This is a genomic window from Halorussus sp. MSC15.2 (assembly GCF_010747475.1).
Lineage (GTDB): Archaea > Halobacteriota > Halobacteria > Halobacteriales > Haladaptataceae > Halorussus.
In genome coordinates, this window is record NZ_VSLZ01000001.1 from 596,986 (window position 1) to 609,082 (window position 12,097).

General features: G+C 66.9%; 12 protein-coding genes and 1 pseudogene. 7 read left to right on the top strand and 6 right to left on the bottom strand.

From position 1 onward, the window contains the following. Window positions 1-120: 120 nt before the first annotated feature. A pseudogene (locus FXF75_RS03090) lies at window positions 121-572 on the bottom strand (desampylase). 104 nt (window positions 573-676) lie between these two features. Further along, on the bottom strand, window positions 677-1,681 hold the full coding sequence (locus FXF75_RS03095) for a hypothetical protein (RefSeq protein WP_163521076.1): 1,005 nt from the start codon (window positions 1,679-1,681) through the stop codon (window positions 677-679). A gap of 226 nt (window positions 1,682-1,907) precedes the next feature. On the opposite strand from FXF75_RS03095, the gene FXF75_RS03100 reads away from it, so the two are divergent. After that, the gene (locus FXF75_RS03100) at window positions 1,908-3,275 is read left to right on the top strand and encodes a hypothetical protein (protein ID WP_163520077.1); all 1,368 of its coding nucleotides are present in this window, start codon (window positions 1,908-1,910) and stop codon (window positions 3,273-3,275) included. Window positions 3,276-3,280: 5 nt separating this feature from the next. Here the strand turns inward: FXF75_RS03100 and FXF75_RS03105 are convergent, their stop codons facing one another. Next, window positions 3,281-4,096 carry a PspA/IM30 family protein gene (locus tag FXF75_RS03105; RefSeq protein WP_163520078.1) on the bottom strand — a complete coding sequence of 272 codons (816 nt, stop codon included), beginning with the start codon at window positions 4,094-4,096 and terminating at the stop codon, window positions 3,281-3,283. Window positions 4,097-4,524: 428 nt separating this feature from the next. On the opposite strand from FXF75_RS03105, the gene FXF75_RS03110 reads away from it, so the two are divergent. After that, window positions 4,525-5,139 carry a dienelactone hydrolase family protein gene (locus FXF75_RS03110; RefSeq protein ID WP_163520079.1) on the top strand — a complete coding sequence of 205 codons (615 nt, stop codon included), beginning with the start codon at window positions 4,525-4,527 and terminating at the stop codon, window positions 5,137-5,139. 30 nt (window positions 5,140-5,169) lie between these two features. Further along, window positions 5,170-5,526 carry a hypothetical protein gene (locus tag FXF75_RS03115; protein WP_163520080.1) on the top strand — a complete coding sequence of 119 codons (357 nt, stop codon included), beginning with the start codon at window positions 5,170-5,172 and terminating at the stop codon, window positions 5,524-5,526. Between the two features lie 10 nt (window positions 5,527-5,536). Here the strand turns inward: FXF75_RS03115 and FXF75_RS03120 are convergent, their stop codons facing one another. After that, on the bottom strand, window positions 5,537-6,652 hold the full coding sequence (locus tag FXF75_RS03120) for a S1C family serine protease (RefSeq protein WP_163520081.1): 1,116 nt from the start codon (window positions 6,650-6,652) through the stop codon (window positions 5,537-5,539). 137 nt (window positions 6,653-6,789) lie between these two features. Here FXF75_RS03120 and FXF75_RS03125 point away from each other — a divergent pair, with 137 nt between their 5' ends. Genes FXF75_RS03125 through FXF75_RS03135 form a run of 3 tightly spaced genes read left to right on the top strand, consistent with a single transcriptional unit; the run spans window position 6,790 to window position 9,726 of the window. Beyond that, window positions 6,790-8,478, top strand: coding sequence for a CTP synthase (locus tag FXF75_RS03125; RefSeq protein ID WP_163520082.1), 1,689 nt, complete (start codon window positions 6,790-6,792; stop codon window positions 8,476-8,478). Further along, complete coding sequence (gene guaA / locus FXF75_RS03130) at window positions 8,478-9,395, top strand: glutamine-hydrolyzing GMP synthase (RefSeq protein ID WP_163520083.1); 918 nt, start codon at window positions 8,478-8,480, stop codon at window positions 9,393-9,395. Before FXF75_RS03125 ends, guaA begins: the two co-directional genes overlap by 1 nt. Window positions 9,396-9,405: 10 nt before the next feature. Further along, on the top strand, window positions 9,406-9,726 hold the full coding sequence (locus tag FXF75_RS03135; protein ID WP_163520084.1) for a CTP synthetase: 321 nt from the start codon (window positions 9,406-9,408) through the stop codon (window positions 9,724-9,726). A gap of 18 nt (window positions 9,727-9,744) precedes the next feature. On the opposite strand, the gene FXF75_RS03140 is transcribed toward FXF75_RS03135, so the two are convergent. Together FXF75_RS03140 and FXF75_RS03145 are read right to left on the bottom strand one after the other, a co-directional pair. Further along, window positions 9,745-10,377 (bottom strand): class I SAM-dependent methyltransferase, encoded by a 633-nt coding sequence (locus FXF75_RS03140; RefSeq protein WP_163520085.1) that lies wholly within the window; start codon window positions 10,375-10,377, stop codon window positions 9,745-9,747. Window positions 10,378-10,441: 64 nt separating this feature from the next. Continuing rightward, the gene (locus FXF75_RS03145) at window positions 10,442-11,137 is read right to left on the bottom strand and encodes an MBL fold metallo-hydrolase (RefSeq protein WP_163520086.1); all 696 of its coding nucleotides are present in this window, start codon (window positions 11,135-11,137) and stop codon (window positions 10,442-10,444) included. A 142-nt stretch (window positions 11,138-11,279) separates the two neighbouring features. Between FXF75_RS03145 and FXF75_RS03150 the strand changes: the two genes are divergently transcribed. Further along, window positions 11,280-11,498, top strand: coding sequence for a hypothetical protein (locus tag FXF75_RS03150; RefSeq protein WP_163520087.1), 219 nt, complete (start codon window positions 11,280-11,282; stop codon window positions 11,496-11,498). Window positions 11,499-12,097: the final 599 nt, after the last annotated feature.

Consider the following 12,097-nt stretch of genomic DNA (forward strand, 5'->3'; position numbering starts at 1 on the left):
TTTGCTGTATCCATTCGCATCGAAGAACACAGCAATGCGCTACAGAGGGGTTCATCCGCGTCCGGTAGCTTCCGGTTACGAGTCCAATTTCACCGCGGAGCAGGAGAAGAGACGGAAGTCCTACGACTCCGCACCTTCCACGCGCACCGACTCCGCGACGAACTCCTCGCCGGTCCAGCGCCACGACCCGACGGACACCCCCGCGTCTTCTCCCAGCGAGACGATGACGTACGACGGCCGGGCCACGTCGCCTGCGCGGCGTCGGTGGCGCTCGGCCGCGCCGGACCCCGCGGATGCGAGTGGTAGAACCCCACTACTTCCCGGCCCGCGTCCTCGATTTCCTCCATCAGCGCCAACTGCTCTCTAGGGCCGATTTCGTATCGCGTCCGGGGCGTCTCCGCGACGTTCTCGGCCGGATGACGGGCCTCGACGCGGTGGTCGCCCTCGTCCCACGTCCCCGCGAGGATTCCGCAGACCTCCTCGGGCGCGCCATCGCGGGCGTGTGCGAGAATTTCCTCGCGGACGGACCGGGGGACGACGACGGTCGGGGAGTCGGTATCGTCTGTCGGCACGGGTGTTCTGGCCGTTCGGTTCGTGCCTCGACGAGATAAGTGCTGGTTCCGAGCGGAAATCACACTCCGAGAGTGGTCGGACTCTGCACGTCTCCCCGACGCTCTTAATCGGCGTCGAGTCGGTCGTCCTGGTCCACCTCGCGGAGGACGAACGGCCCGATAGCCAGCGTCCGCTTCGCCACCGTGGCGATGCGGAGGATGTACGACAGCAGTAGCATGAACGGGACGGCCGAGACGGTGACGGCGAGACTGGTCAGCAACACGTCGTTGCTCACGCCGAGCGTCGCGCCCGGGACCGCTCTGGCGTCGTAGTAGATAATCATCGACGAGGCCACGACCAGCGCCGGGACCGCCGAGTAGAGCATCCCCCGCGAGAGGTCCACGAGTTCCCACTGGAAGTAGAGCGTCTTGAAGTGTTCGCGTGCGGGAGCGAAGAACCGCAGGACCTCTTCGAGGTCCTCGAAGGAGGCCTCGGCGTCGTCGGTCAGCGAGTCGGCGTGGCGGTTGCGGAGGCTCCGCGTGCGGAATATCTTCCACGAGTAGTTGAAGTCCAGCACCGCCGACAGCACGTCGTAGCTCCCGAACTCGGCGTCGGCCAGTCGGTCGCTGACGGCGTCGGCGTTCGTCTGGAGTTCGCCCACGAACTCCGCGGTCTGGTCCCGCAGGTCCGCGTCGGGACTGTCGGCGACGTCGTCTCGGAGGGCCGTGGCGCGCGACCGAGTCTCTTCGACCAATCGCTTCATGAACGCCGAGGGTTCGGGCGGCGTCACGGGCGCGTCGAGAACGTCCTCCACGTCCTCTCGGAACTCCATCGCGCCCTGCATCCGGTTTCGCTGGTCGCCGACCGGACCGAGTTCCTGCGAGAGGACCAACTGGTTCAGCGTCACGACGAGCGTCACTCCCGTCACGATGGCGGTGACGTACGCCTGAAACAGCGTCTCGGTGGGGTCGGAGACTGCCACCGACCGCTGGAGCGGCGAGGGGTCGAGGACGCCGAGCGCGACCAGCGCGAGGAACAGTCCCGCGAGCAGCACACCGGCGACGCTCCACCGATTGGCCTCCAACAGTAGCCAGAGTTTCACTCTGCTCTCGTCGGCCCGCTCGCGCATCGTGTCGTTCGGTTGCGGGTCGTTGCTCGACCCGTCAGTCCTCGTCGCGTCGCGTTCCGTCACGCTATCGCCCGACCCGTCCGTTCTCGATTCACTACCGGACTCGCCGCGCGCCCCCGACCTGCCGTCGCCCCGGACCGTCCGCTGGCGGACATGTGCGCTCGGATACGAGAGGACGACGGAAATACCCGCGGGCCTTTTGCCGTCTCGGCACGTGCGTGGGTGCATGGCAGGGGGAGTCCGGGCGGCCCTCGCGCTGGCGGTCCTGCTCGCGCTCGCGGGCGCGACCCCGGCGGCGGCCGACCAGACCTCGGGAGTGGAGGGCGCGGGAATCGCATCGGACCGGGTCGGGCCGCCCGGCGAACGGGCGGCGGACGGACGCCTGACAGACGACGAGTCGAGCGACGCGACAGTCGAAATCGAGACGGAGGGGTTCACCCCGGACTACGACCCGTCGGCGGTGTTGAACCGGGTCGAGCGACTCCGCGGTCTCGACGCGACGCAGGGAATCACGCTCCACGAGTACGACCCCGAGAACGGCGAACGGTACGACATGCGCGACACGTTCGGGTCCATTCGACCCGTCGGAGCCAAGGCGCTCCAGTTGTACTCGAACGCGTCCACCGAGCGACGGACTCCCCTCGGCTACACGGTCCAACGGGAGGCCGCCGTCCACATCTACCTGCTGAACGACTCGCAGTTGACCGAGTACGGTCTCACGCAGGACGTGGTGCTGGCCCACGAGTTCGTCCACGCGCTCCAGTTCCAGCACGAACTGCTGACGCCCTCGCGCTCGCAGTTCCGTGCGCAGTTCCCCCGCTGGACGACCGACTCCCGGCTCGTCACCACCGCGATGGTCGAGGGCGACGCCATGTGGGTGACCGAGCAGTACGTCCGGCGGTACGGCGGGGGCAACTATTCGGTCGCGGACTACAACCGGACGCTGGACCGGGCGGCGTGGCCTCACAGCGTCGCTGGGACGCCCTACTACTACGGCTACGAGTTCTACGAGCGGACCGGTAGCTCCCCTGCGGTCCGGTCGGCGGCCATCGAGCGCCCGCCCGACTCGACGGCCGAACTGCTCCACCCGACCGACCGAGACGAGCGCGCGCCGCTTCCCGAGGCTCCGGAGATTCCCGAGTCCGAGAAGTTGACCCAGTACCACACCGACACCGTCGGCGAACTGGTCGTGCGCCACTCGCTCCGGATGAACGGTCTGGCGTTCGACCGGGCGGCCCGCGTCGCCGACGGGTGGGCCAACGACCGGATGTACTACTACGCCGCCGCGGGTGCGGCGGGACCGGCGACCCACTGGGTGACGGTCTGGGAGAGCGAGCGCGAGGCCGGCGAGTTCGCCGACGCGTGGCGCGCGATGCTGGACGAACGTGGCGCGCGCTCGGCGGGTGAGACGCTGTTCGTCCCGGCCAGCGACCACGCGCCCGGCGTCCACTACGTGGTCGAGCGCGACGGCGCGACGGTCAGAATCACGGCGGCCGGTCGGGCCGACACCGCCGAACGCCTCGCCGATGGGGCGACCGAGACGGGCGAGGATGGCGAGTACGAGAACGAGGAGGACGGAGACGACCGAGCGTAGCGGCGTTAGGTGTCCTCGTCGTCCTTGATTTCCTCTAACTCGGCTTCGATGTCCTCGTCCGCGCTCTCGGTTTCGACTTCCGTCTCCACGTCGGCGGTGTCGGCGTCGGCAGTGTCGGTCGAACCCTTGCCCATCTCGGTTTTGAGCGTTTCGAGTTCGGCGTCCACCTCTCCCGAAGTACGGACCTCTTCCAGTTCGCGGTCGAGCGAGTCCTTGTCCGAGAGCGCGTCCTCGAAGACGCCCGACTCCTGCAACTCGTCCATCGCCTCCGACCGGGCCTCCATGTCCTCGGTGCGTTCCTCGGCGCGTTCGATGGCGCGACCCACGTCCTCCATCTCGTCGCCCGCGCCGGTCATGGCCTCCGAGACGCGAGTCTGGGCCTCGGCGGCCTCGTAGCGCGCCTTCATGCTCTCCTTCTTGGTGCGGAACTCCTCGATGCGGTTCTGGAGTTGGTCTTTCTTCTCGACGAGGTTGTCCTGCGTGTTCTGGAGGCTGGCTATCTGACCTTCGAGGTCCTCTATCTGGTTCATCTTCTGCTTCTTCTTCTCCAGCGCGCGCCGGGCGAGGTCCTCGCGGTCCTGATTCACGGCCTCGCGGGCCTGCTCGTTGTGTTTCTCGACGTTCTCTTCGAGTCGGCGCTTCTGCATCTCCAAGCGCTTCTTCTGGGTGGTCAGGTCCGCGATACCCTGTTTGACCTCCTGCAACTCGTCGCGCATCTGTTCGTAGGAGTAATCGAGCGTCTCGGAGGGGTCCTCGGCCCGATTGAGCGCGGCGTTTATCTTCGACCGAACGACGTACGACAGGCGTGAAAGCACTCCCATACAACCCTCTTTCGTGACCTGACCCTTAAAATCCTCACCTCCCCAACAGTCGTCTGACGGACGCGTGCCGTTTTCCGCCGACCGAAGCGCCGAGCGTTCGCCGCCGCGAACGCTCGACGACGGAAACTACCGTTACGTAGCCCGTGACGCAGATTACCGGCGGACGGTCGGCGATGCAGACCACGTCGGCTGGGTGGACTGAAAGTGGCCGCCCGGTCGCGTTCTACGTGGTCGGCTCTGCGGGCCACTATTCGAGGCGAACCGGAGGTGGGCCGAGAATATCCCGCGGAACGACCGCGACCGGGCGGGGGCTTTCTAAACGGTCACCGTTTCAGAGTCGACTGCGAGTTAGCGAACGGTCGAACCCACGACCGACCCACCGAGTCCGGAGTACAATCCTTATCAGAACTCCCGCACTACGAACGCCCATGAACTCCGAGGACCTGCCGATTCCCGGCGGCCGGGACGTGCGCGCGACCCTCGACGCCCCCGAGTCCGACGACGCCGACGCGGTAGTGGTCGCCTGTCCGCCTCACCCCCAGCACAGGGGCCACCGCGGCGACGCGCGCCTGACCGCCGTGAGCGAGTTCCTCACCGACCGCGGCGTCGCCTGCCTCCGTTTCGACTACGGCGACTGGGACGAGGGGTACGGCGAGCGAGAGGACGCCCGCAACGCGCTCCGGTGGGCGCGCGACCGCTACGACCGCGTCGGCGTCTTCGGATTCAGTTTCGGCGGTGCCGTCGCCGCGCTCGCGGCCGCGACGGTGGACCCCCAACCGGCGGCGGTGTCGCTGCTCGCCCCGGCGTCGCAGTTGGCCGCGGACTTGGACGTCGCGGCCGCGCTGGACGACATCGAAGCGCCGGTACAGGTCGTCTACGGGACGCGCGACGACACCGCGGACTGGCGACCGCTGGTTGAGCGCGCCGAGGCGCTGGGCCACGAGACGGTCGAGATGAGCGCGGACCACTTCTTCGTCGGCCAGCACGCGAAAGTGGCCGACGCGGTGGGCGGGTTTCTGGCCGGGGAACTCGTAGAACGATAAGAATATCTCGGCGACGTGTCACACTCCGGTATGGAACTGCTCCCGGTGGTCAATCTCGTCCTCCTCGCGTCGGGACTCGGTTTCCTGCTCGGAATCCCGTCGGTGCGGATGGGAGGTTCGCTGAAACTGGAGGAGGAAATTGCGTATCCGTTGGTCTTCCTCGGGATGGTTCCGTTCGCCGTGGCGAACAATTACCGATGCGTTCCGAACTGCCCGACGTTCTTCGAGCAGTTCCTGTATCGGAGCGCCGCGAACGCCTGTTTTCTGCTCGCGTTCGTCCTCCAACTCCGGGCCAACGCCAAGAAGATTGGCGGTGGTCCGACCCATCCGAAGAACGAACCGTACGAGGGCGGCGGGCAGACCTATCTGTGGGACGACGAGGAGTGACCGAAAGCAGTCAGGCGACGAGTTCGGGTCGTTCGCCGATTTCGACGGGGACGGTCGTAATCGACCCGTCGCGCCGGACGCGGACCGACAGCGTCTCGCCGGGACTCGCGTTGAGCGCGAGATACGCGTGGAGGTCCTTCGGCGTGCGAACCGCCTCGCCGTCGATGGCGAGGAGGGCGTCGCCGCCGACCGGGACGCGGAACCCCTCGACGCGAGTTACGCCCGTGCAGGGCCTGAGTTGCCCCTCTGCCGGAGCGCCCGACGGAACGTCGACGACCAGAACGCCCTTCGCGTTCGGGAACTCGTTCGCTCGCGCGACCAGTTCGGTCACGGTCGCGGTCTGCGCCCCGAGAAATGGGTGGTCGTACTCGCCGTCCTCGATTAGCGCCGGAACCACGCGCCGGACCAGCGACGCCGAGATGGCGAACGCGATGTTGTCGCCGCCGCCGGAGTTGACGACGCCGAGTACCCGCCCCGAGAGGTCGACCAGCGGACCGCCGGAGTTACCGGGGTTGACCGGCGCGTCGGTCTGGATGGCGTTCGGAATCTGGTAGTCGCCCGCCGGACTCGGCACCTGTCGGTCGATACCGCTGACGATGCCGGAGGTGAGCGACCCGCGGAGACCGTACGGACTCCCGACGACGGCGACCCGGGTCCCGATTGTCGGTTCGGACTGGATGAGCGAGAGCGGGTCCGTCTCGGTCGCGCTCCCGAGTTCGACGACCGCGAGGTCGCTCCGCGGGTCGCGGCCGACGACTCGCCCGATGCGGGAGGTGGTCTCGTCGAGTTGGACGCTCGCGCGGTCGGCCTCGCCGACGACGTGGTAGTTGGTGACGAAGTGAGTGTCGTCGTAGAGGAACCCCGACCCCTGCGACCCGTCGGGCGTCCGTATCAACGCGACAGCGTCGGACGTCTTCCGGTACACCCGGGTGTAGACGCTGTCCGAGTCTGCGACGGTCGAGTCCGACGCGTCGCGCGCCGGGAGGGTCGTCTCGTGGGACCGGTTCACCGGATACCGCGTCTCGTCACCGGACGGCGTGGAGTTGTTCGAGCAACCGGCGACGCTTCCCGTCGCTGCGGCCGCGAGTGCGCCGAGGAACGTCCGGCGCGTAGGCTCCGTTGGCATTGTTTGACCGTCCCGACTATCTCGCAAAGAAGCTTGGGATACACGCGGGCGGGGTGTCTCGGTCTCCGACTGTGCTACCGCCTGACGCCCCTTGCACGCTCCGAAATCGTTTTGAACGACGCTCGCCGACACCCAGTATGCCGACCGAACCGGAAACAGACTACGACCCTTCTCTCGGGAACAAGTTCATTTTCGTCACCGGGGGCGTCATGTCGGGACTCGGCAAGGGCATCACGGCCGCCAGCACCGGCCGTCTGCTCGCCAACGCCGGGTTCGACGTGACCGCGGTCAAGATAGACCCCTATCTCAACGTGGACGCGGGGACGATGAACCCCTTCCAACACGGTGAGGTGTACGTCCTGAAGGACGGCGGCGAAGTGGACCTCGACTTGGGGAATTACGAGCGATTCCTCGACATCGACATGACGTTCGACCACAACGTCACGACGGGGAAGACCTACCAGCACGTCATCGAGAAAGAGCGCGCCGGGGATTACCTCGGGAAGACCGTCCAAATCATCCCGCACGTCACCGACGACATCAAGCGCCGCATCCGCGAGGCCGCCGAGGGCCACGACGTCTGCATCGTGGAAGTCGGCGGCACGGTGGGCGACATCGAGGGCATGCCGTTCCTCGAAGCGCTCCGCCAGTTCGCCCACGAGGAGGACGAGGACGACTTCCTCCTCACGCACGTCACGCTCGTCCCCTACTCCAAGAACGGCGAGCAGAAGACCAAGCCGACCCAGCACTCCGTGAAGGAACTGCGCTCTATCGGTCTCCAGCCCGACATTCTGGTCGGCCGGTGCGAGGACGAACTCGACCCCTCGACCAAGGAGAAGATAGCGCTGTTCTGCGACGTGCCGACCGACGCGGTGTTCTCGAACCCCGACGTCGAGGACATCTACCACGTCCCGCTGATGGTCGAAGAGGAAGGACTGGACGAGTACGTGATGGACCGGTTCGACCTCACCGACGACGCGCTCCCGCCCGAAGAGCGCGACAACACGTGGCGTGACCTCGTGACTCAGGATACCCACGGCGAGGTGGAAATCGCGCTCGTCGGGAAGTACGACCTCGAAGACGCCTACATGTCGGTCAACGAGGCGCTCAAGCACGCCGGACTGGAGAAGAGCGTCGACGTGAACGTCAGGTGGGTCGATTCCGAGAAGATGGCCGAGGACCACGAGGAGCGCCTCCACGGTGCCGACGGCATCGTCGTGCCCGGCGGATTCGGCTCACGCGGCACCGAGGGCAAAATCGAGGCCATCCGGTACGCCCGCGAGAACGGTGTGCCCTACCTCGGTCTCTGTCTGGGCTTCCAGCTCGCGGTCGTGGAGTACGCTCGGAACGTCCTCGGACTGGAGGGCGCTCACTCCGCGGAAATCGAGGCGGACACGCCCCACCCGGTCATCGACCTGCTGCCCGAGCAGTACGACCTCGAAGACCTCGGCGGGACGATGCGACTCGGCGCTCACGAGACCGACATCGAGGCGGGGACGCTGGCCGAACAGGTCTACGGCAGCACCTCCTGCACCGAACGCCACCGCCACCGATACGAGGTCAACCCCGAGTACTTCGACGAGTTCGAGGACTCGGACCTCGTGTTCTCAGGCGAGTCGGGCAACCGGATGGAGATACTCGAACTGGAGGGCCACCCGTACTTCTTCGGCACCCAGTTCCACCCCGAGTTCCGGTCGCGGCCGACCCGCGCGAGTCCGCCGTTCGTCGGACTCCTCGACGCGGTCCTCGACCGGCGCGACGGGCGTACTGACGAGAAAACGGATTCCGAAGCCGACGCGAACAACCCCGAGGAGGTCGAAGCCTGATGGTCAACACCGACGAATTCATCGACGAGAAGATAGCAGAGATTCGCGAACAGGTCGGCGACGCCGACGCCGTCATCGCCCTCTCGGGCGGCGTTGACTCCTCGACCGCGGCCGCGCTGGCCTACGAGGCGGTCGGCGACCAACTCACTCCGGTCTACGTGGATACCGGCCTGATGCGGAAGGGCGAGACCGACGAGATTCGAGAGACGTTCTCCTACATGGACAGCCTCCGCATCGTGGACGCGAAGGACCGCTTCCTCGACGCGCTCGCGGGCGTCACCGACCCCGAGGAGAAGCGCCACGTCATCGGCGAGCAGTTCATCCGAGAGTTCGAGACCGTGGCCGAGGAGACGGGCGCGGAGTTCCTCGTGCAGGGGACCATCTACCCCGACCGCATCGAGAGCGAGGGGACCATCAAGTCCCACCACAACGTCGGCGGCCTGCCCGAGGTCGTGGACTTCGAGGGCATCGTGGAACCGATGCGCGACCTCTACAAGGACGAGGTCCGCGAGGTCGCCCGCGAACTCGACCTCGAAGAGATAATCTCCGAGCGCATGCCCTTCCCGGGTCCGGGCCTCGCGGTCCGCATCCTCGGCGAGGTCACCGACGAGAAACTGGAGGTCGCCCGCGAGGCGACCCACGTCGTGGAAGAGGAGTTGGCGGAGTACGACCCGTGGCAGGCGTTCGCCGCGGTCCTCGGCAAGGCCACCGGCGTCAAGGGCGACAACCGCGTCCACGGCTACGTGGTCTCGGTGCGCTCGGTCGAGAGTCGGGACGGGATGACCGCCCGCGCCCAAGAAATCGACTGGGAGACCCTCCAGCGCATCCAGAGCCGTATCACCGGACAGAACGACAACGTCTCGCGAGTCGTCTACGACGTGACCCACAAACCGCCCGCGACCATCGAGTACGAGTGACCCAGAGACGATGAAGGCAATCCTCGTCGGACCGGACGAAGACGGACTGGGCGACGCCCTCGAAGCAGAGGGCGTCGAACTGACGCGAATCGAGACCGTGGCGAACCGGCCCGCGCTCGAAGAGGCCGGAATCACCGACGCCGACACCCTCGTCCTGACCGAGACGGAGGGCGCGACCGCCATCCCCGTCGCCAAGGACCTCAACGAGGGCGTGCAGGTGGTCGTCTACACCGACGACGACTTGCCCGACTTCGCGCGCGGGCAGGCCGACCTCATCGTGGACCCCGCCCTGCTGTCGGCCGAGGCGGTGGCCGAGGAACTGGCGGCCTGAGACGCCAGCGACCCCGCTCTACTCTTGCGGTTCTTCCAACCGGGCCTCGAACAGCGGTTTCTGCGCCTCGTCGTCGGCCAGTTCGTCGGTCGCGCGCCACTCTCCGACGACGACGAATCCCGCGTCTCTCAACTGTGACTTCGTCGCCTCGGCTCCCGCGATGTCCCACTGCATCTCGACGCCGCTGTCCAACCAGTCGGGGTTCTTCCCGGACCACTCGTCGATGCCCTCCGTCAGCAGCACGCGCCCGCCGGGCCGGAGGACGCGCGCGAACTCCTCGACGACAGTTTGGTGGTCGTCGAGGGGCACGTGAATCAGCGAGTGGTAGGCGGTCACGGCGTCGAAGGCGTCGTCGCGGAACGGGAGTGCGGTCATGTCGCCCCGGACGAGCGGTACACTGGGCACGTTCCCGCGCGCGAGTCCGAGTTGCTCGCGCGAGAAGTCGAGACCCACCGGGTCGGCCGACTCGGCGAGTCGCCGCAGCACCGGCGTCCCTTGACCGCACCCGGCGTCCAGCACGCGAGGACTGTTCGGTAGGTCACTGAGGAACGCCGCCAGAATCTCCACTCCGCGACCCCGCTCGGACCGCTCGGCGGCGTACGTCTCTGCCATCTCGTCGTAGGCGCGACGAACCGCGTCTCTGTCGCTCATCGGTTCGAGGCACTCGCTCGTCGCACGTAAGCCTCAGGGGAGTGTGAGACGGTCTCTCAACCAGCTACACTCGCTCGGATAGCTCCCGCAGTCGCTCGCTGCCTCCGCGCATGATGGGCGTGCCGTGGCCCATCGCGGCCGTCTCGAAGTCGGGCGCGTCGCCGGCCAACCGCCGAACGCTCCGATGCACCGCGTCGGTGTCGTAGCTCATCGCCCACGGCGAGGGTTCCAGTCGGCCGTCGCTCTCGCGAACGAGGTCGCCCAGAAACGCCACGCTCGGGTCCTCCGAGACGTAGACCGTGTGGCCGGGCGAGTGGCCCGGCGTGTGGTAGGCGGTGAAACTCCCGATTTCGTCGCCGTCTTCGACCGGTCTGATGGGGAGGTCGGGCACCGAGACGAGGGCGTCGCTCACTCGCTGGAGCAGTCCCTTGCGGTTTCGCCAGTCGGGCTTTCGGCGTCCGACCAGTATCTCGGCGTCGGCCCGGCCGACGTACACTGGCGCGTCGAGACCGAGTTTCGACAGCGCGCCGACGTGGTCCACGTCGTAGTGCGTGACGAGGACGCGCGCCACGTCGGCGACTCGATAGCCCGCCTCGCGGATGCCGTCCCGAATCTGGTCGGTGCTCCGGGGCGTTCCGGCGTCGACCAACACGAGATTGCCGTGGTCGTCCACGAGGTAGGCGTTGACGCCACCGAGGTCGAGCCACCAGACGCCCATTTCGGTTCCGGTGTCGGCTTCGAGTTGGGTCGCAGTTGCCATATCGAGTCATACGTTACCGTTCATCAAAGCACTGTCCCCCGCGAACTCGCCCCGACAGAAGAGTTCCCCTCCCGTGGTACGGGCGCGTTCCCCCTACTGTCGAGCGGACACTTTTTTGTCCGTTCGGACCGCTGTTCCGAACATGGAGAACCGTTTCCCGTCCTCGGGGTCGATAAACCGAACGCGGGCGGCGTTGGCCGTCCTGCCGTTCTTGGCGTTGGGACTGGCGGACGTCGTACTGTTACTCGCGTGGGGCGTCGACCCGCTCTGGGGGTTCGCTATCTTGCCGCCGATTCTGTTCGTGAGCGTGTTGGCGTGGATTGCGTTCTCGACGGGGTTCGTCGGCGAACATCGAACGTAACGAGACCGCGAACCGTACGTCCGACTTCTCTCGGTTCAGTCCCTGCTTGAGCCTCCGCCGGGTCCCCTACGCGGCAGTTGAACTGTTCACGACCGTTCATCCCGGCAGTGAACGGACCTGAACCATCTGGACGGTCGCCCCGGTTGAAGTGGGACGCGGTCGTTGGAACTGATGCGGTCGTTGCGACCGGCGCACTGTCGTTTCCGCTCCCGGCGGTGCGCGTCCGACCGCAACCGCACATCCCGGCGCGACGAGCGACGACGCACACACCCGGCCGGCCGGACCCGCCCACCGGCCCGGTTTCCGTCAGCGCGACAGCCGACCGCCTCGGCGTCCGCTCGTCGTTCCTATCTAGCCGCGACAGAGGCACACGTCCGCACCCATCGACCGCCGCACTGCGCTATCCCTTGCGAACGACGCGTTCGCCCCGCTTTTCTCGGGGCGACCGCCTGGCCGGGTAGACCCGGTCCCGGCCGACTTCGATTCGACAGATAGTCCAGACTCGGCTCTCTCCGGTCTCTCGGTCGTGTCCCACGTTCCGCTACCGGACCGCGTACGGGACTGGTCGCGCTCGACACGGACCGTATCCGACTCCGCGA